The sequence below is a fragment of the Erwinia sp. E_sp_B01_1 genome (genome assembly GCF_036865545.1).
In the GTDB taxonomy this organism is placed as follows: Bacteria; Pseudomonadota; Gammaproteobacteria; order Enterobacterales; family Enterobacteriaceae; genus Erwinia.
Genome location: NZ_CP142208.1, coordinates 631,074 through 657,868, shown reverse-complemented (window position 1 = coordinate 657,868; position 26,795 = coordinate 631,074). Strand labels below are relative to the sequence as shown.

Genomic DNA, 26,795 nt, shown 5'->3' with positions numbered 1-26,795 from the left:
ATTCGCGGTAAAACGTGAATGAACGTGCAAATCAGTTATCGCGACGTCCGAATATATTTTCCAGCTGATGAACGCCGTCTGGCGCCAAATCGCGGATGATGTCCATAAAGTCGAGCTCGATCATTCGCTGAACGCGGTCAATCATTAGCGGAGCCGGATGGCTTGGCTCATGCTGTACAAAGTACTGCTTCACTTTTTCCAGCATCAGCTGGGCATCAGAGCGCGATCCGGGCTGAACGCTCCGCCAGTCGGTCTCTTTGCGAACCGGTTCGGCAGAGGCTCCGGCCTGTTGCTCTTCACTTTGTCCGGCCGTTACCGGGATCAGCGTGCTCAGGTCAGTTGCGTTGCAAGCCTGCGCCACGGTTGAGACCATTTTTTGCAGCTGCTGCATCTCCGGAACACCGGTTTCACCAAGGTGCTCCATCAGCGTGTCGCGAATAGTTTGTAAACGCTCACTTACTTTTAGTATGGCTTCCACACCCGGCTGATCGCCTCGAGCCAGCTCATCTGACAGGCGGGCGCGCCCTCCAGGATATTCCGGGCAGTCAGTTTTGCTGCCGTCCAGTAATGCGCAGGCATCACGCAGCGAAATCACATCTGAGGCGCTGCGGATTAGCGGTGCCTGTCGCATAGCGGTAGTAAGTGCTGACTTATCACCTAAGGCCGCCAGCGCATTGACACGGTAGAAGGGATCGCGCTCACCGTCCTCTTCCAGCACCGGCCATACCGGCTCCCAGTAGAGCAGCAGCGACTGCTGAATCAGGTGCAGCCCGCTGGCGTAGCCCGGCAGCCCTTTCAGCTGCGTCCAGGCGCGGGTCAGGGCGAGCATGACGCGCAGATCTTTGGTGCGGGTCAGTAAGGTACTCGCCAGCCGTTCCACTTTGTTCCAGTCTGCAGGCTCAGCCGGAATGATGGTGTCACCAAACTGTTGTTCAGCTTTGCCCGCGCAGGCCTGTTCCATGGCCATGTAGTCGGCGTCGTATTCCAGATTGTCACCGCACGGCCTGTCGCTGCTTATCGGGGCGAGTAGCGCATCGATATTCATGGTGTTTCCTTACCTCATTACTCAAACATGGGCGGGTAAAGGCCGTGGCGGCCAGGTTTGGCTCCGGCGGCCGGGTCGAACAGCATCGAAAATAGCTGACCGGTAAAGTTGCCGCTGTGGACATGGGTATAAAGCGGGTAACCGTCGGTCTGATTTGTCCACCAGAAGCTGGTGTACTGCTGGGGATCGAAGCAGTCGGAAACCTGTCGCCAGCTCAGCGTGCTGGGGCGGTCGGCGTAGCCAATCACATCCAGAATGTCAGAACGGGAGGCTTCCGTCGGGCACGGTGGCGCTGGAATCGACAGCAAAGCCTGATCCAGTTGCTCAGCGGAGTAGCTGCTGCGCACCGCATGAAGCAGCGTGCGCCCAACCTGCTGATACCACTCTCCGGCCATCGCCAGCTGTAACTGAGTCCAGCTTTGCGGCGAGAAGGTCAGCAGTGCGCACACCGGATACTGACGTCCCACGTTGTCACGCGCGGGCAGCAGGCATCCCATTTGTACCAGCTGGCTCCCCAGCATTGGCGGCACCACAAAATTCCATACCGGTGCATTGCTGAACTGCCTCTCACCACCGGGACGCTGTTCTTCGTTCTTCTGCCAGTTCAGCAGCCCCACCTGAAACCAGTGGGTCCATTGCTGCCAGAGCGTTTCGGGAAAACGGCGCTTGAGAAAATCACCGGCACTGGGCAATTTCCCGTACCAGCCAATCGCAGGAGTCTGGCTCATTATCATTTCCTTGCGGTTATGGGCATGAGAACCCGGGAAGCTGAAACGGATTACGGATACTGTTTGGCGTGAACTCCAGCGTCACGTTGTGACCGTTGACGCTAAACTCCGCCTGACGGCTGAGCGTGCTGCTGCCACGCGATAGCCGGGCGCGATCGAAGAAGCGGTTCAGCGCCCAGGCTCCGTTAGTGACCAGCGTGGCAGTGGTGCCGTTGGCCAGGCCCAGCTGCATCCGTACCTGGTTAGTGCCACCGGGGCCCGGCCAGCTCATCAGCTGCACCGCCTGTGGGCCGTGGCTGTAACGCAGCAGTTGTCCATCCACATCCAGCGACAGGGTCAGGATGTCGTTGTCCATCTGCAGGGTACGGACGGTCACACGCCAGGAAGGCGTGGTGGCTCCATTGGCAAAGAAGGCGTCCCGAATGCTCTGCGCCTGCTGGAATGGCCGCAGTACGCTTTCACCGCCGGGCAGCGTTTTACCATCAATGCCAGGCGTGAAGCGCCAGTTCGACTGTGTCGTATCCACTTTGTTGGCCAGATTGTCGCGGAAGAAGCTGTCCATCAGGCCGGTACCCGGCGCAAACATGCGGGCGAGATCGTCAGGCGTGACTTCTGACCGGCCAGAGCGTGACAGGGGATAGCGCCCGGCGATGGCCTGACGGCAGAAGCTGCCCACCTCCACATTGATGCGTTTGCGGACGTTATCCAGATCGCGGCGTTGCGTGTCGCTGCTGGCCCCCACGGCCATGCTGGTAAACATGTTCTGCAATGCACCGGGCAGACGGCCCGCGCTGGCCTGAAGACGGCTGATTGAATCGCCCGCCGGTGGCGGCATTCCGCTGTTGGCGGCATCCTGCACCGCCGTCAGATAGCGGTAGAGATCGTCGATTTGCTTCAGGAAATCATCAAAGGCGATGGTTTTGCCGTCCTTCTCCAGCGGCTGCGCCAGCTCAATCACAGGTGCGAAGTGAGCGGTTACTGACTGCTCCGGCGTTTGCTGCTGCTGGCTGGCAGCGGTAGTGGCCTGACGGGAGCGGAACAGCGCCGTCAACGTGCGGGTGGCACTGTTATCCTGCTTATCCGCCTCGCCTTTTGCCGAAGCCTCTTCAGGTGCGGTCTTCTCCAGCATCAGAAAGTGGCTGAGATTGATCACCAGCTTACGCAGCGGCGAAGAGCTGCCGGAGAGCACTCGCGCAGCGTTGATCCGCTGGGACAAATCGGCGCTGTTGTTCAGCTGGATATCCTGCAACAGCCCATCCCACTGGCGCATATAATCCGCCATATAGCGCTGACGGACGGCCAAATCGGTCTGCTGCTTCGTTTCGCCCTGTACCTCTCCGCCCAGTACCCACCGATCGTCGTCATGCAGGGCATCCGTGACGCTGTTGATGTTTTTATCGAAGCTGTTCCAGTAGCCTTCCGGGGTGAACAGACCCGGGATCCCTTCGCTGACTGGCTTGCCACTTTTACGCGAAAACACCAGCTCGCTCTGCGGCCCGCCAAGTGAAGCCAGCGATACCGGTTTCAGCCCGTCATCCTTTTCCAGCAGGCGTCTGAGGCGGCCATAGACCCGCTGTGACAACGGCATCTGATTAATCAGCGCCTGCTCGCGCTTTACCAGCGCATCATCCTGCGCATAAGGCGATGCCTGAATCTGCGTTTCCAGCAGTTGCCTGAGATGCCATTCAAGCTGGCTGATTTGCGCCTGAGTAATATTTTGCGGCTGATTACGCTGGATATTCAGCATCAGCCAGGCATGAAGGAATTTGCCATCGTAATGCTTTGGCTGATAGAGCATCTGATAAGCTTTCAGCGCCTCATAGCTGTAGTCCGCATCGCTGCCGTTGTCGTTGCGCAGCCAGGTTGTGATTAGCCGGGCAACCTGTGGCAGCAGCAGTTGCTTAAGAGATTTCTGGTAAAGCGCCAGGGTTGCGTCGCTGACTTCAACCCCACGATACAGTCCCATCCGGCGGGTAAGCGGCGGGCTGTTGAGGTCAAAATCCTGGCTTTCCGGCAGATGCAGCACGCCATTCAGGAAAGGCAGCAGCGCATAAAGATCGCTAAGGTCATTTGCCTGCAGGTTCTGGCTCAGCTTTACCACCTGCGGCACTTTGGCCTGCACTTCCTGCAGATAGGATTTGTTGTTGTTGTAGCTGGTCATCCAAAGCAGCCCGGCAATGACTAAAGCCGCGGCCAGTAACACATAGCCGGACCAGAGTACGGCCCGGTTTCGCAGCTCCCACCAGCGGTTGCTGCCCGCCAGCCCGGCTTCCTGGAAGATGACATTTTGCAGTAGATCTTTCAGGAAGAAGCTCTGACCTTTGTTGCCAGGTATCGGCGACTCTTTGTTAACGTTATCCCAGGCTCCGCCGCTGCTACCCTGATCATGTGGCAGTTGCAGCGCACGACTCAACTCCCCCATCACCCGGTCAAACGGCAGCCCTTCCTGGGTACCGCTGGCGAAGTAAATACCGCGCGGAGAGAACTGCGTTTCGAAGTTGGAGCGGCTGAACACTGTTTCCAGATAGTCATTCAGCAGCGGACGCAGTGCCGCAAACTCCTGCGGGAAGAGGTAGCTTTCTGCCCTGGCTTTGCCATCACTCTCCTGTAACAGCGTATCCGGCAGACCGGCATCCAGCCGCTGCTGAAGCAGCGCATATTCCTGAGTAAAGGCGCTCAGCAGATCAAAATCGGCCAGTTTTGATCGTTCCCAGGGGAAGGTGAAGCCCCATACCTGATCGCGCTGCGCCTTGTCGAAGTTAGCAAAATAGGCGCGGAAGCCTTTAAGCAGATCCGTTTTAGTCACCAGCACGTAAACCGGGAAGCGGATGCCCAGCTGCTCGTGCAGTTCCATCAGGCGCTGACGTAACGACAGAGCCTGCTGGCGTGAGGCCTCGGCGGACTGCGTCAGCAAATCGGAGAGGCTGACGGTGACGATCACCCCGTTGATCGGCTGGCGACCGCGATATTTACGCAGTAGCCCGACAAAGTGGCCCCACTCACTGGCATCCTGCTGCTGCTCGCTTTCCTGAGTGGTATAGCGTCCAGCGGTATCCAGCAGCACCGCTTCATTGGTAAACCACCAGTCGCAGTTGCGCGTGCCGCCTATCCCGCGAAGAGCGGCTTTGCCAAAGCGATCCGCCAGCGGGAAGTGCAGGCCCGAATTTATCAGTGCGGTAGTTTTGCCTGCACCAGGCGCGCCGATGATCACATACCAGGGTAGCTGATACAGATACTGGCGGCTGAAGCGCTGGGTCCAGCGTTTGTTGCCCGTTCCGCTGAAGTGGGCTTTTTTGAGCATGTCAGCCGCTTCGGTGAAGCGTTCAGAGAGCACCGGGTCTTCGTTGGTCAGTCGCTTATGATCGCCCGGCTCCTGCTCGCCCGGCGAGGTTTTCAGGCTGCCCATCAGTTTGCGGTTAAGCCACGAGTTATACAGGCGCGGCACCAGATTGCTCAGCCCCCAGGCCACATACAGCAGCGCAATACTGATCTGACGGTTGACTTCCGGCTCCAGCGGACGCGAGTCAACGATCGAGAACACCGGGCCAATCACCCAGATGATGAAGGAGAGTGCGGTGATGCCGATAAAGCCCCACATCAGACGGTTGGTCATGATGGCAAAAAGAATATTCAGCATCCGTTAGTTTCCTTGCTGCAAACCGTTAACTTCCGCGCGGGTGTTCTGCGGCGAAACCAACAGCGTGATGTCCACCCGGCGATTGCGGGCGCGATTTTCTGCGGTGGTATTCGGCACCAGAGGATTGGTTTCCCCTCGCCCTTCCGCCTTCACGCGTTGCGGTTGCGACAACGTCTGTTGCAGACGCGCCTGAACGGACTGCGCCCTTGCCAGCGAAAGCTCATAGTTAGAGGCGAAGCGGGCGCTGCGGATCGGCACGTTATCGCTGTAGCCAATCACCAGAATGCGGCCATTGACGTTGTTCATCGCCTGCGCAATACGGTCCAGCACCTCTTCATAGCGACCGCGTACGGCGGTTGATGCCGAGGTAAACAGGCCATCGCCTTTGAGGGTGACCACGCTTTGATCGGCCTGATCTTTCACCTCGACCAGTCCCTGTTCAATCTCCGGACGGAGAAACGCTTTCAGATTCAGTGCAGCCGGTGGAGGCGGCGCCGGGTTGTGGATGGTGACTTCCGGTAAAGGCGTCTGATAAACCGCTGCCAGCACCGGGCTGGTAGCATCGCCCAGCCGCCAGTTCAGCAGGATGTAGAACAGACAGGCAAGAAACCCTGCCAGCGCAGCGCAGGCCCATAAAGGCACCACCGGCCGCCATAATTTGCGCATAACCGGATGATCTTCAGGATGAGGAGAGAGCGGAGGCGCGTAGCCGCCACGAACAGAGCGGATCATCTGCAGCAAACGCTGTTTGATGGTTTCAAGCTGCGAACGACCGTTATCCAGCACGCGATAACGCCCTTCAAAGCCGAGTTGCAGGCAGTAGTTGATCAGCTCCAGCAGAACGATCTGTTCACGCGGATTCTGCGAAAGTTTGGCCAGCAGCTGAAAGAATTTTTCGCCGCCCCAGGTTTCGTTATGAAAGGTCACCAGCAGGCCCTGACCGGGCCAGACGCCACGGCTGCCCCAGGGCGTCAGGGCTGCCGCTTCATCCAGTGCGGTACAAAGACAGTAGCGCGCGCCAATGATCACCTCATAGGGCAGACCGGCGCGCTGGCAGTTCATCTCAAACTGCCGTATTTCATCGATCAGGCGCTGGCGCAGACCACCAGGATCGTCATGGGTGACGGAGTGGCGGATCTGTGGAATGGCATTGAGTAAGCCATTCGCTGCCGCGACCAGCGGGTTGTTATTACTGACGCCAGAGAAGAGATCGCCCTGAGCGTACGCCTGTTGTTGCTGCATCTTTCTCGCTCCCTGCGTCAGACTGAATGGCTACGGATAGCCCAGAACTCCATCATCAGACCGGGGAAATCACCGGCCAGATGGAGGGCGAAAGTGCCGGATTTCTCCATCTCCTGCCACAGCTCACTGCCCTTCTCCAGCTCAAAATAGCTGTAGCCGGTGTGCCAGGGGATTTGCGGCGGCGCAACAGGCATAGGCCGCAGGACCATACCAGGTAACTGAAGCTGCACCAGGTCTCGTATTTTGGTTACCGGAGCCACTTTCATCTGTGCCGGGAAATGGATTTGCAGCGCTTCGCCAGGCACGTTGGCGCGCACGGCCAGCACAAAACCAAATTCGCGGATCATAGAGGTTTCCGGCACGGTTGCCACATTCAGGCCGTGTGACCTTTCGGTCAGCGGCAGCTGGATGGCGTTTTCTTCCATCACCTGAGACAGCCCCTGGCGCAGCATCAGCATTAATTTGCCAAAGGAGCAGGCCAGATCGTCGTGATCGTAAGCGGGCAGCGAGGCATCCGGGAAACGCTGTGGCGTCCAGGTGGTCAGCTCGCTGGCAAACGCCAGCCAGGTTGAGAAGAGCTGTTCCGGGTGCAGTAGCGGCAAGTTTTTAAGGTGACTGACCTTGCCGAAGTGCTGGTTCACCAGCGCCAGCAGCATAAAGTCGACCATATCGGCGGTATTAAAACGGCCCGGCTGTTGCAGCCGCTGACCGATTTGCCTGCTGCGCTGTTCCAGTAACCCGGCCATGTCGCTGAGATAGTCGGACAACTGGTGATGCGCCACACAGTTAAGCATCGGCGGAATGTAGCTGCTGTCGAGGCGAACCTGACTGTCATTACGTTTTTCCATCACCCGTACCACAGCCATCGCCGTCCATTCAGCAGAAAGCTCGCTTTCCAGCATCAGACGCAGACGGAGCTTGCCAAACTGTACCGTCGCCTGGCCAACCGAAAGCGCATTAAAGTCATCCACTTCCTGCTCAAAGGTGACGTAGCGAGCCAGCGAGTCGGTGGCTTCACTGAAAATCACCTCTTCACGGCCATTACGGCAGGCAGGCAGCGCCAGCACCACTTTTTCATTGCCCTGGTTATCCGGGATCGCCAGCGGAGGCGGCCCGTTACGCGCATCGCGAAACGAGAAAAAGGTGCCGTCGGGTAGCAGCCCACTGGCGGCGCTCAGGGCAATTTTTCCCTGACGCAACATCGCTTCGTCGATTTCGTAATCCAGAAAGCCCCAGAGATAAGGCCGCTGGCTCATTCCCCAGTTACGGAGAGTGCTTTGCTGGTAGCTCTCTGACTGCTGGAAATGGTGTGGACGCAGGAACATCCCCTCGGTCCAGACCACTTTTTCTGCTTTATTCATAATGGCTTCCGTTGTCAGGCTCTGCTCACTCAGTGACGGGGCGCAACCCGCTGATATCCGCGATGATGTCGGCTTTCAGTTCGTCCGGTGATCCCTGCCAGAAGTTATAGAAATGGCGCTCACGGGAGACCGGCAGCGGCAAGGAGATCCGCCATTTTTTGCCATCAAGCGACTGATACTCCGCGAGAATACCGATGTAACGGGCCTCTGAAGTGCTCTGTCCCCTCAGGACTTTGTTTAGCTGTCCCGGCATCAGGAAGAACTGTTCGTTGTTGATCAGATTGCTGCCCAGCAGCGTTGTCGCGGAATTTTGCAGCGAGTAAAAGTCGGCAGACATGAAGTCCGCATCCGATTTCAGCAACATCACCCGCACTTTCAGTGGGGCACCGTCGTTGATCTGCGGATGCGCCTGGAAGACCAGGTCGTAGTGAGCGGTATCGCGGTGTGAAGAAGAACTGCAGCCAGCCATCAGGCTGGCTGCGATCAGCAAAAGCGCCTGAAGGCTCAGGCGCAAAAATGAGTATCTGTTCATATTGATGCGGCCATCAGCACGTTATCAGTCGATGATCCAGGTTCCGCTGTTGCTGTTCTGGCAGGCTTTGCTGTCGCCAGCTGCAACGCAGGTTTTTTCGCAGCAGCACGGACGCGCTTGCGGCGGGAGTCGGCTTTCACCGTTTTGGTGTAAAGATCGCTCTTTACCACGGCGCGCAAAGGAACGTAACCCATCATCTGCTCTTCACCCTGTTCGGCAATCGCAAACCAGTTGTTTTCTACAGTACCCAGCACGGTGTAAGGCTTACCGTTATCCAGATAACTGACCAGCTTGCCGCCGAAATCCGGACGGGTCATAACAGAGGCACCGTACAGCGCGCGATACTCTTCATTCACCGGCGTAAAGGTCGCAGGTGGCTGAACAGCATGACGGTAAGTCAGGGTGACGCCATCTACAGTGCTGGAAACGATCGTGTCATCCGTCATTGCTGGCGGTGGCGCTTTACATCCTGCAACGGTCATAACAAAAAGCAGACTTAATGCGATTCGAATGTTCACCATAATCCTCATGAGGTTTTTTTAACTAAAGGCGCGTATGAAAACTCAACAATACGCATGTACTAAACAGAGAGGGGGTCAAGCTACTAAAGCTACGTGAAACGCATTTCTGAACGGGGGATAATGAAATGCGGCTGAACTGGACCAGCCTTAAGCACAGCTCTGGCGAGCAGGCTCGGTCTCATAACCGGAAGCACGCTTCACAGCCTGGAACGCAAAACAGGCATCATCAAACCAGGGGGAAAGAAAATCTGGCTTGGTTAGCAAGTTAATTGTGAAGCAACATGATCGATATTCCGACAATTTTGCACCCTGAACGAGCAGAAACGCGGTCGACTTCCTTTCACCTGATAAATCCCTTCACGATATCCTGCCTTGAGGAATGAATTAATTTGAACAAATTAAATTCCTGAAACAACACACGCTCCGCAAATCAGTTACTCGTTTCTGTAAAAAAAACACACTTAATTACCTGTATAATAACAACTTATAATTTACATCGCTGCCATAGCTACCGCACGAGCTGGAGCTAACGCAATCCGCCCGGGGTTCAGGTTACAGTTGATAGTGAAATTTTCGGCAAGTTTACAGAGTCTTTCCGATTATTCAACGCTGTGGGAAAGCGCGCTCTTTACGTAAAATTATCTAATGTAAAAATTTTAAGCGAAATTTACCTGTATTGACCCTTTTTTGCTGTGCCATTATACCGGTGGTGACTATTTTTTAACTTTTATATGCAAATTGGTTATTTAAAGTATTTTATTAATAACCAAATATCATAAAACAAAATTATCTATTGGTACTGTAAAAGCGGTGTTTTTAGCGGGGGATTTTTGAGATCGGGGTCTACAGGATTTAATTTTACGGGGTGGGTAATTAAAGCGGAGTTGCCAGCAAATTATGCTGGCATAACGCGGTTCACACGATAAAAAAGACTAAAAATGGCAAACTTAAGAAATAAGAATCTCTTCCAGTTCCTGTAACGTTTTTACCTGCCAGGCGGGCTTGATACCCTCCGGTCGCGGGCGGTTATCCGCGTTCAGCCAGCAGGTAGCCAGGCCAGCGTTAATCCCGCCAAGAATGTCAGAGTCAGGATTATCCCCTACCATCATCACCCGCTCACGCGAGGGGTTGCCCATTTTATTCAGAGCGTAGTCAAAGATGGCCGGGTGCGGTTTGGCATGGCCTACCTGTTCAGAGATCACCAGCAGATCAAAGTACTCCAGGAAACCGGTGCGCTTAAGACGGGCCTGCTGCAACGCGGTAAACCCGTTGGTGATGATGCCCATCTTCACATTACCTTTCAGCACGTTGAGAAGGTTCACCGCGCCTGCCAGAGGGACGCAAAGCTCAGCCATGGCCGAGAGGAAACCCGCATTGAGATCCAGCGGCGTCACGTTCAGCTTATCCGCCCAGCCTTCAAAGCGCTGATGCTGGAGCTGCAATGCGGTGATTGCCCCGTTCTGATAATCCACCCACAGTGGCTTGTTTACCGCCTGATAATCGTCGTAATCATCCGTGGTGAAGGCCACATCGTACTGCTGAAACAGACGCTGTAAACCGGCAAACGCATCAAAGTGAAACAACGTATCGTCAGCGTCAAATAAGATCCAATCCCAGTCTTTAAGCATCTTTTACTCAGTCCTTACAGGGTCAGGGCCATAATAATGGCATCTTCTTTGCCGTCCGCCGTAGGATAGTAATTACGGCGTACCGACACTTCGTTGAAATCTAACTGCTCATACAGCGCGATAGCCGGACGGTTTGAGGCCCGCACTTCCAGCCATAAAGTCTGGATGCCACGGCTCTCCAGTTCGACGATCACGTGCTGCAACAATTGCCGCCCAATTCCCCGGCGCTGGAAATCTGGATCCACCGCCAGGTTAAACAGCGTGGCTTCGTCCAGCACCACCTGAGTGATGGCAAAGCCAGCCAGCTGTTCATCCACCCTGAGCTGGTAGTTCAGGTAACGTTCGCCCTGATTACTGGCAAAGGTTTTTTCAGTCCAGGGAAAAGCGTGGCTACGCTGCTCAATAAGGAAAGCACGCTCAAGGTCTTGCGGGGTCAGTAAAGAAATCTGATTCATAGTGGGAGATCTGCTGCCACAGCGCACGTTTGGCACTGGCATTATGGTAGAGCTCCGCAAGAACAGGCGAAGCGATCTGCGATCCGTTCAGTGCCGGAGGTGGGTCAATACCCAGACACCAGGCAGCACAACGGGTCTCTTCTGGCAACATGGCCAGTTGATCCGGGGTAAGCACGACCACTTCATGTTCACGCATCCGCATTGAGCGCAGCACATCGCCGATCAACGGATCCGTCAGCAGCGGGGGCACTTCAGCCACAATCAGCAGGCGCGTCTGTTCCGGCAGTGAAACCGCAACCTCGCCATGCAAGGCACGCGGACGCCGCAGTGTGTACTGCGTAATGCCCATTTGATCTAATAACCAGTCACGTCTGGAGGACATCTTTTTTCCCGTCTGATCGCCCGATTGCGCAGCTATGCTAGCAAACCCATCAGGTCTGCGCCACCAGGCCAGCCCCTGCTTTGCACCCTCTCCACAAGGAATCAGCGGATCTCTGCGGGCTTTGCTGCAACTCTGGCTAATTTGGGTATAATCGCCGCTCTGATTCGTAAGGAGCCACCGATGTCTGCATTTAGCCCGGCCAGTGAAGTGATACTGCGCCACAGTGATGAATTTTCTCAACGCCGCGTACTGTTTGCTGGCGATCTGCAGGATGACCTGCCCGCCCAACTGGACACCGCATTGAGTCGGGTGCATACCCAACAATATCATCACTGGCAGATCCTCAACCCTGCTATGGGTGAGAATGCCCGGTACGGACTGGTGGCGACTGCGGAAGACGTAGCCGGATGCGATACCCTGGTCTATTTCTGGCCAAAGAACAAACCTGAAGCGCAGTTCCAGCTGGAAAACCTGCTATCGCTGATGCCTGTCGGCACCGACCTGTTTGTAGTGGGTGAAAACCGCAGCGGCGTGCGCAGTGCAGAGCAGATGCTGGCGACCTGGTCAACGCTGAACAAGATTGACAGCGCCCGCCGCTGTGGCCTCTACCATGGCCGCCTGGACAGCCAGCCTGCCTTTAACGAGCAAGCCTGGTGGGATGAGTATCCGTTGGGCAATCTGACCATCAAAACGCTGCCAGGCGTGTTCAGCCGCGATGGCCTGGATGCCGGCAGCAACCTGTTGCTCTCAACGTTACAACCGCATATGAAAGGCAAAGTGCTGGATATCGGCTGTGGTGCTGGCGTGTTGTCCGCCATGCTGGCGAGCTTCTCACCGAAGGTTCGCCTGTTTATGACCGACGTCAATGCCGCCGCAGTGGAAGCCAGTAAAGCCACCCTGGCAGCCAACGATCTGCAGGGGGAAGTGTTTGCCAGCAACGTCTATTCCGAAGTGAATGGCCGTTATGACATGATCATTTCTAACCCGCCATTCCACGATGGTATGCAGACCAGTCTGGATGCCGCTCAGACATTGATTCGCGGCGCGGCGAAGCATCTGAATATGGGCGGAGAGCTGCGTATCGTAGCCAACGCCTTCCTGCCTTATCCGCAGGTACTGGACGAGACCTTTGGCAGCCATGAAGTGCTGCTGCAAAATGGCCGCTTCAAAGTTTACCGTGCCGTATTGCAGCGCGCGGCTAAAGCCAAACGCTAATGCTAAAGGCGGTGAGCAATCACCGCCTTTTCCGCCAGCAAGTTCCTGATTCCTCAACCGGGCCTGGAGAACGCTGCTTTTTACAGCGATCGTTGCAGGCAGGCTAAATAACTGTTGACGTCCCCTGGAAAATCTCTAGAATGCGCCTCCGTGGTTGCAATACAGTTTAACTGTATTGAAGGTATGCGAAGGTGGCGGAATTGGTAGACGCGCTAGCTTCAGGTGTTAGTGTCTTAACGGACGTGAGGGTTCAAGTCCCTCTCTTCGCACCATAATCACGTTGTTCATATTACGCAGCATCTGCGCGAAGGTGGCGGAATTGGTAGACGCGCTAGCTTCAGGTGTTAGTGTCTTAACGGACGTGAGGGTTCAAGTCCCTCTCTTCGCACCATTTGCGGTGATATGAATAAAAAGTTCAACAGGACGCGAAGGTGGCGGAATTGGTAGACGCGCTAGCTTCAGGTGTTAGTGTCTTAACGGACGTGAGGGTTCAAGTCCCTCTCTTCGCACCATGTTGAATACTTCCCTCTGCAAGACCCGTATGACTCCCCGGCACTTTCTGATTTACTTCTCCCTGTATTACTCAATACGTTACTGAACTCCGTGTTTCTCTCTCAGATTACCGATCTTCCCTGTTTCTCTTTCACGCTACCGTACTTCCCTGCTTCGATTTCAGCTTACTGAACTTCCCTGTTTAGCTGTTAAAGCGTGCCGAAATTGACTGAAATAGCCGCCATGCCGCCAGCCAGTGCCAGACAGGATGGCAGCAGCAGGTAGTGACGCAGACGTTTGTGATAAAGCATGGCTACTGTAGCCAGCAAGGCAATCACCATGACCAGCCGCCACTGGGAAAACGAAAGGTTCATCAGCGTGATTAACGGCATTACTGCACAGGGAAGCAGCACTCCCCAGGCGCTATCGAGTCGTTTTCCCAACATCCAGCTTACCCCCCAGAGTCCACATGCGGTGACCATTGCTGTCAGCATCGTCGTACCCACACCCTTTCAAATGATAATGATTACCAATATCATATAAGAATATTTATCATTTTGCAGCATTATTTGATCTGTTCTGGCTGATTGCTGGCGCTGTTCCTGTCGAATGTTTACGCTCGCTGATGACAGTCCCGATATTAAGTGATAGATTGGCCTGGTTAACTATTAAGTAAATCCAAATAATAACAGACATAAACTATTCCAGGCACGAAATAGCCCGCTACTTCAGGTTAACGGCAGGTAATATTTCAATGCAGTCACGAGTAGATAAAAATGAAATTACAAACTTACGATGAATTGCTTCACAGCAAGCACCGGCTTTCGCTGATGCTTTTTCTTTTTTAAACACAGCAACGTCTTTATTTAGCTTAAGTAGTATTAGTGGGAAAATCGCAGCCTGTTCGTTCCTGCTCCCAACCATAATCATCGCCTTTACCAGCGCGGTAATTGTCATCTGGATGGTTTTAAGACCCAGCGGAAAATTCCCAATATTAAATACCGTCGCGCTATTAACTGGCCTGCTCTGGACGTGGCAGATTGTCCTTAAGTTCGAGTCAGTGTTTTATTTTGATGGCAGTTTTTTAGTTATCAGCCTGATTAGCATATTCTTTATCAGTGCCATTGCCCTGGGCGATCATCTGCTGGCGTTTTGCCTGCATACTGCGCCTCCCTCTGTTGCGGTGCTGGTGCTGGATCACGGTGAGAATACGCTGCTCATTCTGTTTACTGTGGCGCTGCCGCTGATTGGCTTCACTCTTAACCATCTTATGCAGCGCCGGCAGGACAGGTTTACCCGCCGGCTGATGCATCAGCTGTATGAAGAGAAAGAGACCTACAGCGATCTCAGCATGCTGGACCCGCTGACGGGGCTTTATAACCGGCGCGGGCTGAAAAACCGGCTGGAGACCGTGCTCGAGAACCATGCGGGCAGCCATTATGTGCTGCTGCTGGATATCGATAATTTCAAAGCCTACAACGATAATTATGGCCATGCCATGGGTGACCAGGCTCTGGCGCGCGTCTCTGTAGCGATTCGTGATGCCGTGCGCTCACGCGATATCGTCACCCGCTATGGGGGAGAAGAATTTCTGGTGCTGCTGACCAATGTCAATGAGTCGATCGCCATGAAGCTTTCTGAACGTATCCGCCAGTACGTGCTGAATCTTGAGATCCCGCATCGCTTTAATGACCTTGTGGCAACGAATGTCACCATCAGCGCCGGGTTTGCCCCCTTGTTTGAAGATGATTTTGACGCTGCTGTGGCCAACGCCGACCGGGCGTTATATCTGGCAAAAAATCGTGGCCGTAATAACATTCTCTCTTACGATCAGATCGCTAAAACCAGCCTGACCCAGCCTGCGGATGCAATGTAATTACCTGACTGGCCCGGTATTCCGGGCCAATACATTTACTAAATTAATAATAACCCTTAATTCAAACTCAGTCTTTACCGGGGTTTATCAACCTTATTGTACGAAAGACCTTTTCTTTGCATTACCAGCATGAATGAAAAAAAATCTTATTATGCTGACGTACTCCGAAAGACCTCCATAAGCCAAAAGAAAACCACCTGTTATTAATTATTCCGCAAATACCGAATTAATTATCTTTTCCCGGTTATTTTATCTGCAACTTCGTCTGTCAGTAATTTAAAACGAAAATAAAACGCATTTGTATTCGCTGCTGGCCAGCTAAGACTGGCCTGAATGCAATGCTGCTACTGATGAATAGTGCTGCTCCCCCTGCTGACAAATCACACAAAATGAGGCTTGTTTGTGCCAATCCGCTCAGATAGAATCAAGAACGATTATCATTTGTTTTTGCACTACGGTTTAACCTGGGAACGTCATGACCGCAATTACCCGTCAGGTATCTGAGTATGGTTCATATCCGCTGATCTTCTTGCAGAACAACCGGCCGCTTAGCGCTTCGCTGCACGCCCGGTTCAGCGAGCAACGTGCTTATTTCCTTGAAACGGTAAAACTGGGTGAAGAAGCGCCCGCCGGTTGCATGACGCTGGACCGCTGGTCTGAACCCAGGACGTTTTCTGAGCTGATGACGCAATACGGTGATTTTATCTACCGTGAGCAGCCTGAAATGCCGCGCGAAAACAAGCCGCTGCACTCGTTGTGGGCGCAGTGGTATTTCGGGCTCATCCTGCCGCCCATGATGATGGCTCTGCTGCTTGAAGAGCAGGCTTTAGACTGTTCCCCACGCCATTGCCACGTCGCCTTTCATGAGACAGGCCGTCCGGCCACTTTCTGGCTGGATACCCGTGAAGATGAAGAGGCCCGCTATCTTAGCCCCCGTCGCCGTATGGATCGTCTGATCCAGCAGCATCTGATCCCGGTGGTTAGCGGCATCGAACAGCATGGCGAAATCAACAGCAAACTGATCTGGAGCAACACCGGCTTCTCCGTCTGGTGGTTCCTGGGCGAGCTGGCTCCCCTGCTGGGCAAAGCGTTGCATCTGGAGCTTGAACAGGCCTTTTTCTTCTCCCGCACGTTGCTTGATGGCTCAGACAATCCTTTCTATCGCACTATGCTGCCCCGCGAAGGTGAAATGCAGCGTCGTACATGCTGTCAGCGCTATCGCCTGCCAGATGTCCAGCGTTGCGGCAACTGCACGCTAAAACCTGTCTGATTTCATCTCACTCCCGTTTACAGCTGACCTGCTCTGTGGCAAGTTTATTCGCTTCGTTTTGAGGGAGATAAACATGAGTCTGGAGTCTGTACGTCAGTTCTTTGCCGAGCGCGCCCCTGATATTGGCATTATTGAGCTGGCCGAGAGCACAGCAACGGTCGCTTTAGCGGCGCGGGCCCATCATGTGGAGCCCGGCCAGATAGCCAAGACATTGTCGCTGAAGGTGAAAGATCGGGTGGTGTTGATCGTAACCCGGGGCGATGCCCGGCTGGATAACCGCAAACTGAAAACCACTCTGGGGGCCAAAGCCCGCATGCTGAGCACGGATGAAGTGGTAAACTGGACCGGACATCCGGTTGGCGGCGTCTGTCCCTTTGGTCTGGAAACCCCTTTGCAGGTGTTCTGTGATATCTCATTGAGGCATTACGCTGAGGTGCTGCCCGCCGCAGGATCTGTTAACAGTGCCGTGCGTATCGATCCTGAGACAATGGCACAATTAACCGAGGCGACCTGGGTCGACGTCTGCGAAATTCCGGCCTGAATCTTCAGACAGCCCCTATTTTTCCCTCAGAATATTCCTGCTTTTTTGCTACACTCCCGCGGTAAAGTTAAGCCGGGATAGTCATTTGTCACTGATTGTGCTGAACCGCACCCCCAACCGCCTTGCGGCCTGGTTGGGGATGTTTGCCATTCTGATGCTGTTTATTGCTCCGGTGATTTCCAAATCACTGGTGAGAGAGGGTGCGCTTCCCATGGCGGGAATGTCGCATGGCGGCCACTCAGAAGATCACGCTGTGATGATGATGGCTGATAAGCATGCCGCAAATGCCGCTGATGAACAGCCCATGTCGATGCATGATAAGCATGCCGCAGATGCCGCTGATGAGCAGTCCATGTCGATGCATGATAAGCATGCCGCAGATGCCGCTGATGAGCAGTCCATGTCGATGCCCGGGATGTCTGCCGCCGGGCATGCGCGTATGATGCAGCACCATCCGATGTCGATGATGGATGACAGCGCCTGTGGCTATTGCGTGCTGCTGGCCCATCTGCCGCTCGACCTGAATAACCTGCCCCCTCTCTGGTCCGTGCTACAGGCTGCAAAACAGCCCGACTTACCGCTTTTCCGCCCGGTGGCGGCACGTTTCATTCCCCGTTATTTCAATCCCCGGGCACCTCCCATCCGCTGAGCCAGTAACTGCTGTAAAAAAATTCCTGTCGGTTAAGCGACAGGCACCTGCTCATGCCTGGCAACAGGCGGATGGAACAAAACTATGTCAGAGAAAATCCTGGCGCACTCTGCACGCGCCGAAAAATCCCGCAGCGCACTTCTGCCCTTACTGCGCCGGCTTCACTTTTATATCGGCCTGTTTATCGGCCCCTTTATCTTCGTCGCGGCCCTGACCGGCGCGCTCTATGTGCTGACCCCGCAACTGGAAAGTGCGCTCTATTCGCATCAGCTCTATACCGACAGCCAGGGAGAGGAAAAAACCCTGGCGGAACAAATCCGGGTAGCGGAGAAATTTATCGGGCCGGAAGCGAAAATTACTGCACTGCGCCCGGCCCCGACGCCAGGAGAAACCACGCGGGTGATGTTTTCCACGCCGGGCACTACCGCCACTACCGCTGTATTTATCGATCCTCATACGGCGGAGGTTCGCGGGATGCTGAACGTCTATGGCACCAGCGGGGTATTGCCACTGCGCACCTGGCTGGATTATCTGCATCAGAATCTGCTTTTGGGCGATGTGGGGAGAAACTACAGCGAACTGGCGGCTAGTTGGCTATGGGTGGCTTCGCTGGGTGGCCTGCTGTTATGGGCCACCAGCCGTGCGCCCGGCCGCATTAAAAAGGGCAGCCGTTCACGTGGGCAGAGCCTGCTACGCCATCGATACTGGCACAGCACCCTGGGTATTATCCTGCTGGTGGGGCTGATTTTCTTCTCTGCCACCGGTCTGACCTGGTCCCGCTGGGCAGGCGATAATATCTCGGCAATGCGCGCCCATTTTGGCTGGATGACACCCTCAGTGAATACCGCGCTGAAGCGGCCAGAAGATCAGCAGGCCAGACCTTCTGAACAAGGCGATGTCGCACCGGAAAGTGAGCATGCCGGGCATAACATGCCCCATGATGAGCATGCCGCACATTCAATGCCGGGTATGACTATGCCGGGTGATGACCATGCTGCGCATTCTGTGCCCGGTGATGAACACGCCGCACATGCAATGCCGGGTATGACTATGCCAGGTGATGAACATGCGGAACACAACATGGCGGGCATGGCGATGCCGGAAGATCCGGCTCTGGCGGCCAGGGTAACGCCGGAGCAGTTTGACCGGGTGGTGGCTGCCGCACGCGCAGCAGGCATTGCTGCCGGAAAAATTGAGGTGCGTCCTGCAAAGCTGGCGGATAAAGCCTGGACGGTCAGTGAAATCGATCGTCGCTGGCCGACCCAGGTCGACAGCGTAGCCGTGGACCCCCGTGATTTCACCGTGATCGATAAGGTGGAGTTCGCCCAGTTCGGTCTGCTGGCAAAGCTGACCCGCTGGGGCGTGGATGCGCATATGGGCGTGCTGTTCGGTCTGCCCAATCAGCTCATTCTGGCGGCGTTTGCGCTGGGTCTCTGCGTAATGATTGTCATGGGATACCGTTTGTGGTGGCTGCGGCGTCCCGCTGCGGGCCAGGGAACGCATCCGGCTGAGACTCTGCTTTGTCACTGGCGTCAGCTTTCACTGAGCGCGCGTTTCATGCTGACGGTATGTGCCGTGGCGCTGGCGGTAAGCCTGCCGCTGATGGGTGTCACTCTGCTGGTCATGCTGGTGATTGACGCCGTGCGCTGGACGCGGGCAACCAGACAGACAGTAGCAAGTGAATAGGGGAAAAAGCAGGTGACAAAAAGGCCGCTCAAAGCGCTTCACGAAAAAAGTGGGTTACAATGCAGGCTGCTCAAAGTGAAGCACGCAAAAGCGAAAATGAATTAAGCAGTCCGGAGTAATACTTCATAAAGCCGGGCGGATCCTTCGCCCGGCAACCTGCTTAACGAGCCAGCGCCGTTTCGATCATGGAGATCAACAGACGGTTATCCACCGTTTGCAGAACGTGAACCAGCCCGCCGGTTGGCGCACCGATGCCAACATCCACACGCAGCGGATGACGGTATCGCCATGATTTCCCGCGGGTCTGGCCGGCGCGAAGCTCCACATCCACATAATAATCTGCGGCAGTAGCCACCTGCTGATTCAGCAGCCAGGCAACCACCAGCGCATCATGGACCCAGCAGCCCGGCAGATTTCGGGTCTGAATCGAGTAATCCATCCACGGCCTCAGTGTTTCCGTAACAAACTGCGCCAGCGGCGTATTGAGCTGAGAAATGCGCTTCAGATCGTTGTGGGTCATCAACGTCCGCGTGGTCACGTCCATTGGTACCAGTGTGATACTCGCCCCGCTGGTTAACACCTTGTGCGCCGCTTCCGGGTCGAGACCGAAGTTGGTGTCCTTGATATAGTCATCGACCGCGAAAACACCCCCCATAATGGCGATCTCCTGCACGGCATCAATCATCTCCGGATAGCGTTCCATCGCCAGCGCAACGTTGGTCAGGGGACCAATCGCTACCAGGGTGATTTCACCCGGATTCTCACAGATCAGCCTGGCGATCGCCTCTGCTGCCTCTTCTTCCGGTGCAGTGTAGGCCTGCGGCTGACGAACCCCCTGCCAGAGATGAGCCAGTTTGTTACCGTGAACGCGGTTATCCAGCGCTTCACGCCAGGGTCCGGAGGGTTCTTCAAGCGCCCGATCTGCCCCTTTACGCACGGGCACATTTACCCCTAAACGTTCGACCAGATCTTTTGCCACGTTATAGCCAAGCTCACAGGGCGTGTTTCCAGCCACGGTGGTGATTAATTCCAGCGATACATTGGCAGATCCCAGTGCGAGCGCTATTGCCAGTCCGTCATCTACATTGGCACCAACGATGCCATTCCCCGGGTCACAATCAATAATCAGTCTTTTCATTTTTTATAATCATTTTGTCCGGCGGCACGACGCTCTGTAAACGAGCAGCCACAGGATTCACCAATTTCCAGCTGATGAGCAAACTCACTCAACTGTGCCTCGCCTTCCGGGGCTGTCAGCATTTCAATCGCCCTTTTTGCCATTTCCCTGACCGGCTGACGCACGGTAGTTAATGAAGGGACATGAAACGCAGATTGTTCCGTACCGTTAAAACAGACCAGAGCAAGCTGGCCTGGTACCGTTATGTTGTGCTCCGCCAGCGCCCTGATGCAGCCGATGGCCTGGGTTTCGTTGGTGGCAAACAGAGCGCGGGGCAAAGCGTCACCGGCAAGCATGCGCTGCCCGGCCTCGTACCCGCCTTCCCGGCTGTAAGCCGTGGGGAAAATCCACTCCGGCCGCTCTTTCACACCAAAATCGACCAGCGCCTGACGCCAGCCCGCAAGACGATCCTGAGTATTCAGTCTTTCGAGCGGGCCGCAGATGATGCCGACTTCCTGATAGCCATGACTCAGCAGATGTGAAGTGACCTGATGGGCCGCTTCATACTCATCCACCCGCAAGATATTGACCTTAAGATCGGGATTAACGCGATCCAGCATCACCAACGGCGTGCCGCTGGCCTGAATAACGTCAATATAGGGATGGCGATCGACGCTGTTGTAAAACAGGCCATCGACCTGCTGACTCAGAAGATTGTTGATCAACTCCAGCTCGCGCTTACGGCAGTCCCCTGCATCACCCAGCAGCATGACCATGCCATTGCTCAGGGCTTCCTGCTGCAGGGCATGGGCAAAGGAGGCAATAAAGGCGTTGGCGATATTGGGCACCACCAGCCCGTAAGTTTTGCTGGTGCCGGAGGCGAGCGCTCTGGCAACGCTGTTAGGCCGGTAGCCGGTTTTTTTACCGCTTCAAGCACACGAAGCCGCGTTGCTTCCGCAACCGGCCTCGGACCATTATTCACAACGTAGCTCACCACCGCGACTGAGGTGCCAGCTTCTCTCGCCACATCTTTTCGGGTAGCGCGATTAAGCGTGTTTTTTTGCACTATTCCGCCTTGTTACCGCAGCCCGCTCAGCGGGCTGCCTTAGTCCCGTCAGATCGCGTCTTCAGGAGCATTCAAATCTCGCCCTCGGGTTTCCGGAGCAACAAAAGTGGTCAGGAAGCCAATGGCCGCCATAACCGCAAAATAGGTGGCGATCGGCCACCAGTGACCGGTCCATGACAACAGCGCAGCAGCAACCAGCGGCGCCGTACCGCCAGAAAGAATCGATCCCAGCTCTTTCGCCGTCGCCATTTTAGTGTAGCGATGATTCACGCCGAACATCTCCACGCCCCAGGCCGCCTGAACCCCGAAGATGCCCAGCGAAGCCAGCCCCATCCCCACTACAATGGTGGAAATCACAATCACCGGCTCGCGTGAGTCCAGCAGCATAAAGGCCGGGAAGGCATACAGAATCAACAGCAGGCAGAAGCATCGGTAGGTAATCCGCCGGCCAAAGCGATCCGAAAGCCAGCCAGCAAAGGGGATGATCAGGAAGCCAAGCAGGGAAGCGATAAAGACGGCGGTGGTGGCAACAGATTTATCAACCGCCAGCACTTTCACCACATAGCCGATGATAAAACCCTGGGCCAGATAAGAGGGGCCGTTTTCACCAATGCGCAGACCAACCATCACCAGGAAAGAACGGCTGCGCTGCCAGAAGCTGCGACCATCGACCGGCTGCGCCGCCAGCGTGGTTTCACGCGCGGCCAGCACTTCAGCCTGTTTACGTTCAAACACCGGGGTTTCTTTTAGATGACGACGGATCCACAACGCCACTATCGCTATCAGTGAGCTGCACAGGAACGGAATACGCCAGCCCCACTCCTGCAACTGCTGCTGATCCATCTGCACCACTGCCAGCCACACCAGCGAAGCCACCAGCGTGCCGCTGTTTGACCCCAGAGCAATAATCGACGACACCAGGCCACGTTTTTCTGCCGGAGCGTATTCCCCCAGCATCACCGTGCCCCCCGACAACTCTGCTCCTGCCCCAAAGCCCTGACTGAACCTGAGCACCACCAGACAAGCCGGTGCCCATACGCCGATCGACGCATAGCTGGGAATAAAGCCGATTAATGTGGTGGAAGCCCCCATCAGGATAATGGTGGAGACCATCACTACCTTGCGTCCTTTACGATCGCCCAGCCAGCCAAAAAACAGCGCGCCGATAGGTCGGGCAATAAAGCCCACGGACCAGGTAGCAAAAGTAGAAAGCAGTGCCATGGTGGGAGTGGCTTCCGGGAAGAAGACATCGCCAAAGATAATACCGGCAGCCAGACCATAGAGTGCAAAATCCGCATACTCCATCGCTGTGCCAAGCCAGCATGAGACGGTTGCCCGCCAGAAATCTTTGCGCCCTTCCGGGGTGGTCAGACGATCGTCGGCGGCAGAAGATGCAGCCCCTTGCTGAGTGCTTTGAAGAGTTGACATAAAAATCCCTGATGTACAGATACTGTTTTGCCTTCCCTGGCGATGTCGTTCGGGAAAATTCGCCAGCGAGGACGCTCTTTTGCTAAGCCATAGTGAGGTCAGAAACAGGTTCCCTGGTGTGGAGTGTTTTATTCGTTTCCCGTCCGCCGGTTTTAATAACCAGTCGCATTATTAACGTGAAACAAAGTGACCTTCACCGGGCAGATAAGCATCAGGCACCGTGAATTTTTACAACGGGCCTATTGTATCTACGCGCGTAGATAATGCAACAGCATGAGTGAAATAAATTAGATATACTTCACAGTTCAGGCAGCTCAATTATTAATTTAACCTTTAAAAACAGTAAATTAATCTTTAATAACTTTATTGATGCTTATTATTTACCACTAATACAGCGTTTTCACTTCAGTAATGATGTTATTTCACTCAGCTTATCGCGGACTCATCTAAACAGCCTTTTGTTTCAGCAACATGACGAATCTGCTGCGCGGTCAAATCTTAAAAACTGGCCGATGATTTGTCTTAAGAAAGCTGACAGCTTACTCTTGATAAAACTCATCCGGGGAGAGGCAATGACCATAATTCTGATGCGCCACGGCAAACCCGACCATCAGGTGGGAGGACGTCTGCCCGCGCTGGCTATGACGGAATGGTGTGAGGCCTATGATTTGTCGAACGTGCAGGATGGGCCGCCTGAGAAAAGCGTGCGGGTAGCGGCTATGGCAGATTATGTGGTGACCAGCCCCCTTCCCCGGGCCCGCTCTTCGCTGGAAAAGCTGGGGCTGGTGCCAGCCTGCGTGGACGATCTCTTCAGCGAAGTCTCCCTCCCTGCAATGTCCATGGCCTGGCCACATCTTCCTCCTTCGCTATGGCTCTCACTGTTGCGGCTGATGTGGCTTTGCGGTTATGCAGGCTCGGTAGAATCTTTCAGGGAGGCAGAACAGCGAGCCTGTCTGGCTGCTCAGCGACTGATTGACCTGTCAGACCAGGGTAACGTCCTGCTGCTGGGGCATGGCATCATGAATAAGATGATCGCCCGCCATCTGCGTAAGCAGGGCTGGATGGCCGAAAAACATGCCAGCAGCCGCCACTGGAGCAGTGCTATCTATCATCCTCCCGTTATTCCTCCCGGTGTGGCTTAGGCGGACTTCAGGAGATCGATAAAAGCTCTCAGCGTTGCCGGAACGTGTCTGTGCCCCGGATAATAGAGCGCCAGTCCCGGCGTGGGGGGCTCCACTCATCAAGCAGGGTTTGCAGCTCGCCCTCTCTTAGCCAGGGCCGGGCTACGCTGTCAGGCAGGTAGGCGATACCCAGCCCTGCTGCAGCGGATTCTGCCATCAGTTCCAGATGATCCAGCATCAGCGCTCCCTGCACATCAACATGATGCTCCACGCCCCGGCGCGAGAACTCCCAGCGATAAAGTTTGCCACTGGGCAGGCGAAAACGAATGCACTTATGCCGCACAAGATCCTCTGGCGTCTCTGGCTTGCCATGCAGTTTCAGGTAATCAGGTGAAGCAACGGCAATAAACCGCATTTCGCCACCAAAAGGTACGGCGATCATATCCTGTGGGACATTTTCAAGCAGGCGCACACCGGCATCAAACTGCTCGCTGACGATATCAATCAGTCTTCCCTCAGTCACGAGATCCAGGGAAATACCGGGATTGCGGGATAAGAATGTCGGGATAATCTGCTGCAAAAGCTGCCGGGCGGCACTTTCGCTGGCGTTGATCCTCAGGTTTCCCGCTGGCTTTTGCCGGAACGCTTCCACCGAACTCAATGCATTTTCCAGCCCGTGAAAAACGGGAAGCAGTTTAGTGAGAAGCTGCTCTCCGGCTTCCGTGGTCGAGACGCTACGGGTAGTGCGGTGCAGCAGGCGCACGGCCATTCCCGCTTCCAGACTCCGCATCATATGACTCAGCGTGGAGGGGGACAGGCCCAATTCATCGGCGGCTTTGCGAAAGCTGCGGCGGGTAGCAATCAGCACAAAAGCTTTCAGGGAGGCTAAATCAGGCTCGTGATTCATGGGTTATTTTCACCAACTCATGCAGGATTAGGTGGATAGTAGCATCAATCTGCCGGGCGTAAGCTTTCCTGACATTCCCGAGGAGAAACACTATGTCCAGAACCTGGTTTATCACCGGCACTTCTTCCGGCTTCGGCCTTGAAATGACAGAACGCCTGCTCGAACGTGGCGACAGAGTCGCGGCCACCTTACGTAAACCCGATGTGTTACAAAGCCTCAAGGCTGGCTATGGCGACCGGCTCTGGCTGGCAAAGCTGGACGTGACCGGGGTGGATGACGTAAGGCGGGTCATCGACAGCGCCTTTACTGAACTGGGGCAGATTGATGTGGTAGTCAGCAATGCCGGTTATGGCCTGGCCGGCGCGGCGGAAGAGCTTTCTGACGAGCAGATAGTCCGCCAGATCAACACCAATGTGCTCGGCTCAATCAATGTGATCCGCGCAGCGTTACCTCATCTCCGGCGGCAAGGTGGGGGACGTATCCTGCAACTCTCCTCAATGGGAGGCCAGGTGACCTTCCCTGGATTAAGCCTTTATCACACCAGCAAATTCGCTATGGAAGGCTTTGTTGAAGCGGTGGCTCAGGAAGTGGCTGAGTTCAATATCGACTTCACTCTGGTTGAGCCAGGCACCGCGCAGACGGACTTCACATGAGGCCTGGTAATGGCCGATCCTCTGCCCGCTTATGAAAATACCGGGATCCGGAAACTGCTGGAGAACTAGCCGAACGTGGGGGATGCGAAGAAGATGGTGCAGGCGATGATCGCCTCTGTCGATCGTCACCCCGCCCCGCGAAGGCTGACGCTGGGAAGCGATGCTTACACGCTGGTTCACGCCGCCCTGACGGAACGCCTTGCAGCTCTGGAGGCGCAAAAGGAGATCGCCTTTTCCACCGATATCACTGCCTGACTGGCCCATCTCAGAGTGAATCCTCGTTGCAAAACGGCTGGCATTTCAGAGAGAAACCAGACAGAAAACGGGCATATTCAGCCACTGTGTCAATCTCAGAGAAACAGGCAAGTCTGCCAGAGTCCTGGATATTCGCAGTGGAGCACAGGAGCGTTAGGCTGGAACTCGCTGGCGGATGTGCCGTTCAGCGAATCCCCTGAAGGAGTGTCCCGTGTCTGAACTGAATAAAATTGTCGCCATCACCGGTGCCAGCAGTGGCATTGGCGAAGCAACGGCCCGCCTGCTGGCCGCCAAAGGTGCCCGCGTTATGCTGGGTGCCCGCAGAACAGAACGTCTCGAAACGCTGGTTGCAGAGATCCGTGCGGCTGGCGGCGAAGCGCACTTTCGCTCGCTGGATGTGACCCAACTGACGGAGATGGAAGCCTTTGTGGAAGAGGCAACATCGCATTTTGGTGGGCTGGATGTGCTAATCAATAATGCCGGGGTGATGCCGCTTTCGCCTTTGTCTGCCCGTAAAGTCACGGAATGGGACCGGATGATTGATGTGAATATCCGGGGCGTGCTGTACGGCATCGCCGCTGCGCAGCCGCTGATGGAACGGCAGCAGCATGGCCACATCATTAATGTCTCTTCGATTGGCGGCCATGCGGTATCCCCTACCGCCGCAGTCTACTGCGCGACTAAATATGCGGTTCGTGCGCTGTCTGACGGGCTGCGTCAGGAAACGGATAAATTGCGGGTAACGGTAGTTTCGCCCGGTGTGGTGACCTCTGAACTGGCTGACACCATCAGTGATGATTCCGCCAGGGAAGCGATGAAATCTTTCCGTCGTGTTGCTCTTGAACCGGAGGCGATCGCCCGTGCCATCGTTTATGCCATCGAACAGCCTGCGGATGTCGATGTCAGTGAGATCGTTGTCCGGCCTGTGGCGAGTCCTTACTGAGGGGGCCGGGTAAATCAGACCTGGTTATATAACAAAGCTGATTTA

The 26,795-nt window shown here is 55.1% G+C and carries 21 protein-coding genes, 3 tRNA genes and 4 pseudogenes; 12 read left to right on the top strand and 16 right to left on the bottom strand.

The annotated features are described in order from the left end of the window. Positions 1 to 31 precede the first annotated feature (31 nt). The 10 genes and pseudogenes from tssA to VRC33_RS03120 all read right to left on the bottom strand — a co-directional run bounded on the left by tssA (position 32) and on the right by VRC33_RS03120 (position 11,531). On the bottom strand, positions 32 to 1,045 hold the full coding sequence (gene tssA, locus VRC33_RS03165; protein WP_338560761.1) for a type VI secretion system protein TssA: 1,014 nt from the start codon (positions 1,043 to 1,045) through the stop codon (positions 32 to 34). A 17-nt stretch (positions 1,046 to 1,062) separates the two neighbouring features. Continuing rightward, complete coding sequence (tagF, locus tag VRC33_RS03160; RefSeq protein ID WP_338560757.1) at positions 1,063 to 1,773, bottom strand: type VI secretion system-associated protein TagF; 711 nt, start codon at positions 1,771 to 1,773, stop codon at positions 1,063 to 1,065. A gap of 16 nt (positions 1,774 to 1,789) precedes the next feature. Beyond that, complete coding sequence (gene tssM, locus VRC33_RS03155) at positions 1,790 to 5,410, bottom strand: type VI secretion system membrane subunit TssM (RefSeq protein WP_338560755.1); 3,621 nt, start codon at positions 5,408 to 5,410, stop codon at positions 1,790 to 1,792. A gap of 3 nt (positions 5,411 to 5,413) precedes the next feature. Then, a complete protein-coding gene (locus tag VRC33_RS03150; protein WP_338560752.1) occupies positions 5,414 to 6,652 on the bottom strand; it encodes a DotU family type VI secretion system protein in 1,239 nt (412 codons plus the stop codon). Positions 6,653 to 6,669: 17 nt separating this feature from the next. Beyond that, positions 6,670 to 8,013, bottom strand: a complete 1,344-nt coding sequence (gene tssK / locus VRC33_RS03145; RefSeq protein ID WP_338560750.1) for a type VI secretion system baseplate subunit TssK — start codon at positions 8,011 to 8,013, stop codon at positions 6,670 to 6,672. 25 nt (positions 8,014 to 8,038) lie between these two features. Next, a complete protein-coding gene (gene tssJ / locus VRC33_RS03140) occupies positions 8,039 to 8,545 on the bottom strand; it encodes a type VI secretion system lipoprotein TssJ (RefSeq protein ID WP_338560748.1) in 507 nt (168 codons plus the stop codon). A gap of 24 nt (positions 8,546 to 8,569) precedes the next feature. Beyond that, positions 8,570 to 9,066, bottom strand: a pseudogene (locus tag VRC33_RS03135) (SH3 domain-containing protein). 947 nt (positions 9,067 to 10,013) lie between these two features. Beyond that, positions 10,014 to 10,694 carry a pyrimidine 5'-nucleotidase gene (gene yjjG, locus VRC33_RS03130; RefSeq protein ID WP_338560746.1) on the bottom strand — a complete coding sequence of 227 codons (681 nt, stop codon included), beginning with the start codon at positions 10,692 to 10,694 and terminating at the stop codon, positions 10,014 to 10,016. Positions 10,695 to 10,708: 14 nt separating this feature from the next. Beyond that, the gene (gene rimI / locus VRC33_RS03125) at positions 10,709 to 11,149 is read right to left on the bottom strand and encodes a ribosomal protein S18-alanine N-acetyltransferase (protein WP_338560744.1); all 441 of its coding nucleotides are present in this window, start codon (positions 11,147 to 11,149) and stop codon (positions 10,709 to 10,711) included. Next, a complete protein-coding gene (locus tag VRC33_RS03120; protein ID WP_338560742.1) occupies positions 11,112 to 11,531 on the bottom strand; it encodes a DNA polymerase III subunit psi in 420 nt (139 codons plus the stop codon). The genes rimI and VRC33_RS03120 overlap by 38 nt, the downstream gene beginning before the upstream one ends. Positions 11,532 to 11,711: 180 nt before the next feature. Between VRC33_RS03120 and rsmC the strand changes: the two genes are divergently transcribed. The 4 genes from rsmC to VRC33_RS03100 all read left to right on the top strand — a co-directional run bounded on the left by rsmC (position 11,712) and on the right by VRC33_RS03100 (position 13,258). Further along, positions 11,712 to 12,746 (top strand): 16S rRNA (guanine(1207)-N(2))-methyltransferase RsmC, encoded by a 1,035-nt coding sequence (gene rsmC, locus VRC33_RS03115; protein ID WP_338560740.1) that lies wholly within the window; start codon positions 11,712 to 11,714, stop codon positions 12,744 to 12,746. A gap of 185 nt (positions 12,747 to 12,931) precedes the next feature. Next, positions 12,932 to 13,018 (top strand) — tRNA-Leu (locus VRC33_RS03110). Positions 13,019 to 13,050: 32 nt separating this feature from the next. Next, positions 13,051 to 13,137 (top strand) — tRNA-Leu (locus tag VRC33_RS03105). A gap of 34 nt (positions 13,138 to 13,171) precedes the next feature. Then, positions 13,172 to 13,258 (top strand) — tRNA-Leu (locus VRC33_RS03100). 189 nt (positions 13,259 to 13,447) lie between these two features. On the opposite strand, the gene VRC33_RS03095 is transcribed toward VRC33_RS03100, so the two are convergent. After that, positions 13,448 to 13,732 (bottom strand): DUF1435 domain-containing protein, encoded by a 285-nt coding sequence (locus VRC33_RS03095; RefSeq protein WP_338560738.1) that lies wholly within the window; start codon positions 13,730 to 13,732, stop codon positions 13,448 to 13,450. A gap of 58 nt (positions 13,733 to 13,790) precedes the next feature. Then, positions 13,791 to 13,934, bottom strand: a complete 144-nt coding sequence (locus tag VRC33_RS03090; RefSeq protein WP_338560735.1) for a hypothetical protein — start codon at positions 13,932 to 13,934, stop codon at positions 13,791 to 13,793. An 80-nt stretch (positions 13,935 to 14,014) separates the two neighbouring features. On the opposite strand from VRC33_RS03090, the pseudogene VRC33_RS03085 reads away from it, so the two are divergent. The 5 genes and pseudogenes from VRC33_RS03085 to VRC33_RS03065 all read left to right on the top strand — a co-directional run bounded on the left by VRC33_RS03085 (position 14,015) and on the right by VRC33_RS03065 (position 19,260). Next, positions 14,015 to 15,114 (top strand): annotated as a pseudogene (locus VRC33_RS03085) (diguanylate cyclase). A 475-nt stretch (positions 15,115 to 15,589) separates the two neighbouring features. Beyond that, positions 15,590 to 16,384 carry a siderophore-iron reductase FhuF gene (fhuF, locus tag VRC33_RS03080; RefSeq protein ID WP_338560734.1) on the top strand — a complete coding sequence of 265 codons (795 nt, stop codon included), beginning with the start codon at positions 15,590 to 15,592 and terminating at the stop codon, positions 16,382 to 16,384. 73 nt (positions 16,385 to 16,457) lie between these two features. Continuing rightward, complete coding sequence (locus VRC33_RS03075; protein ID WP_338560732.1) at positions 16,458 to 16,925, top strand: YbaK/EbsC family protein; 468 nt, start codon at positions 16,458 to 16,460, stop codon at positions 16,923 to 16,925. An 85-nt stretch (positions 16,926 to 17,010) separates the two neighbouring features. After that, complete coding sequence (locus VRC33_RS03070; protein WP_338560730.1) at positions 17,011 to 17,574, top strand: DUF2946 domain-containing protein; 564 nt, start codon at positions 17,011 to 17,013, stop codon at positions 17,572 to 17,574. Positions 17,575 to 17,658: 84 nt separating this feature from the next. Then, positions 17,659 to 19,260 carry a PepSY domain-containing protein gene (locus VRC33_RS03065; protein WP_338560729.1) on the top strand — a complete coding sequence of 534 codons (1,602 nt, stop codon included), beginning with the start codon at positions 17,659 to 17,661 and terminating at the stop codon, positions 19,258 to 19,260. 160 nt (positions 19,261 to 19,420) lie between these two features. On the opposite strand, the gene VRC33_RS03060 is transcribed toward VRC33_RS03065, so the two are convergent. The 3 genes and pseudogenes from VRC33_RS03060 to VRC33_RS03050 all read right to left on the bottom strand — a co-directional run bounded on the left by VRC33_RS03060 (position 19,421) and on the right by VRC33_RS03050 (position 22,871). After that, positions 19,421 to 20,398, bottom strand: coding sequence for a nucleoside hydrolase (locus VRC33_RS03060; protein WP_338560726.1), 978 nt, complete (start codon positions 20,396 to 20,398; stop codon positions 19,421 to 19,423). Next, a pseudogene (locus VRC33_RS03055) lies at positions 20,395 to 21,443 on the bottom strand (LacI family DNA-binding transcriptional regulator). The gene VRC33_RS03060 and the pseudogene VRC33_RS03055 overlap by 4 nt, the downstream one beginning before the upstream one ends. Before the next feature lie 48 nt (positions 21,444 to 21,491). After that, the gene (locus VRC33_RS03050; RefSeq protein ID WP_338560723.1) at positions 21,492 to 22,871 is read right to left on the bottom strand and encodes an MFS transporter; all 1,380 of its coding nucleotides are present in this window, start codon (positions 22,869 to 22,871) and stop codon (positions 21,492 to 21,494) included. 572 nt (positions 22,872 to 23,443) lie between these two features. Here VRC33_RS03050 and VRC33_RS03045 point away from each other — a divergent pair. Next, positions 23,444 to 24,013: a histidine phosphatase family protein gene (locus tag VRC33_RS03045; protein ID WP_338560721.1), complete on the top strand. Its 570-nt coding sequence runs from the start codon at positions 23,444 to 23,446 to the stop codon at positions 24,011 to 24,013. 28 nt (positions 24,014 to 24,041) lie between these two features. On the opposite strand, the gene VRC33_RS03040 is transcribed toward VRC33_RS03045, so the two are convergent. Then, positions 24,042 to 24,899 carry a LysR family transcriptional regulator gene (locus VRC33_RS03040; protein WP_338560718.1) on the bottom strand — a complete coding sequence of 286 codons (858 nt, stop codon included), beginning with the start codon at positions 24,897 to 24,899 and terminating at the stop codon, positions 24,042 to 24,044. A 92-nt stretch (positions 24,900 to 24,991) separates the two neighbouring features. Here VRC33_RS03040 and VRC33_RS03035 point away from each other — a divergent pair. Beyond that, a pseudogene (locus VRC33_RS03035) lies at positions 24,992 to 25,807 on the top strand (SDR family oxidoreductase). Between the two features lie 211 nt (positions 25,808 to 26,018). Further along, positions 26,019 to 26,750, top strand: coding sequence for an SDR family oxidoreductase (locus VRC33_RS03030; protein WP_338560715.1), 732 nt, complete (start codon positions 26,019 to 26,021; stop codon positions 26,748 to 26,750). Positions 26,751 to 26,795: the final 45 nt, after the last annotated feature.

Excerpts from the sequence above, each read along its gene's own strand:
- tssA (WP_338560761.1), bottom strand. The coding sequence starts at position 1,045 with ATGAATATCGATGCGCTACTCGCCCCGATAAGCAGCGACAGGCCGTGC.
- tagF (WP_338560757.1), bottom strand. The coding sequence starts at position 1,773 with ATGAGCCAGACTCCTGCGATTGGCTGGTACGGGAAATTGCCCAGTGCC.
- tssM (WP_338560755.1), bottom strand. The coding sequence starts at position 5,410 with ATGCTGAATATTCTTTTTGCCATCATGACCAACCGTCTGATGTGGGGC.
- VRC33_RS03150 (WP_338560752.1), bottom strand. The coding sequence starts at position 6,652 with ATGCAGCAACAACAGGCGTACGCTCAGGGCGATCTCTTCTCTGGCGTC.
- tssK (WP_338560750.1), bottom strand. The coding sequence starts at position 8,013 with ATGAATAAAGCAGAAAAAGTGGTCTGGACCGAGGGGATGTTCCTGCGT.
- tssJ (WP_338560748.1), bottom strand. The coding sequence starts at position 8,545 with ATGAACAGATACTCATTTTTGCGCCTGAGCCTTCAGGCGCTTTTGCTG.
- yjjG (WP_338560746.1), bottom strand. The coding sequence starts at position 10,694 with ATGCTTAAAGACTGGGATTGGATCTTATTTGACGCTGACGATACGTTG.
- rimI (WP_338560744.1), bottom strand. The coding sequence starts at position 11,149 with ATGAATCAGATTTCTTTACTGACCCCGCAAGACCTTGAGCGTGCTTTC.
- VRC33_RS03120 (WP_338560742.1), bottom strand. The coding sequence starts at position 11,531 with ATGTCCTCCAGACGTGACTGGTTATTAGATCAAATGGGCATTACGCAG.
- rsmC (WP_338560740.1), top strand. The coding sequence starts at position 11,712 with ATGTCTGCATTTAGCCCGGCCAGTGAAGTGATACTGCGCCACAGTGAT.
- VRC33_RS03095 (WP_338560738.1), bottom strand. The coding sequence starts at position 13,732 with ATGCTGACAGCAATGGTCACCGCATGTGGACTCTGGGGGGTAAGCTGG.
- VRC33_RS03090 (WP_338560735.1), bottom strand. The coding sequence starts at position 13,934 with ATGTCTGTTATTATTTGGATTTACTTAATAGTTAACCAGGCCAATCTA.
- fhuF (WP_338560734.1), top strand. The coding sequence starts at position 15,590 with ATGACCGCAATTACCCGTCAGGTATCTGAGTATGGTTCATATCCGCTG.
- VRC33_RS03075 (WP_338560732.1), top strand. The coding sequence starts at position 16,458 with ATGAGTCTGGAGTCTGTACGTCAGTTCTTTGCCGAGCGCGCCCCTGAT.
- VRC33_RS03065 (WP_338560729.1), top strand. The coding sequence starts at position 17,659 with ATGTCAGAGAAAATCCTGGCGCACTCTGCACGCGCCGAAAAATCCCGC.
- VRC33_RS03060 (WP_338560726.1), bottom strand. The coding sequence starts at position 20,398 with ATGAAAAGACTGATTATTGATTGTGACCCGGGGAATGGCATCGTTGGT.
- VRC33_RS03050 (WP_338560723.1), bottom strand. The coding sequence starts at position 22,871 with ATGTCAACTCTTCAAAGCACTCAGCAAGGGGCTGCATCTTCTGCCGCC.
- VRC33_RS03045 (WP_338560721.1), top strand. The coding sequence starts at position 23,444 with ATGACCATAATTCTGATGCGCCACGGCAAACCCGACCATCAGGTGGGA.
- VRC33_RS03040 (WP_338560718.1), bottom strand. The coding sequence starts at position 24,899 with ATGAATCACGAGCCTGATTTAGCCTCCCTGAAAGCTTTTGTGCTGATT.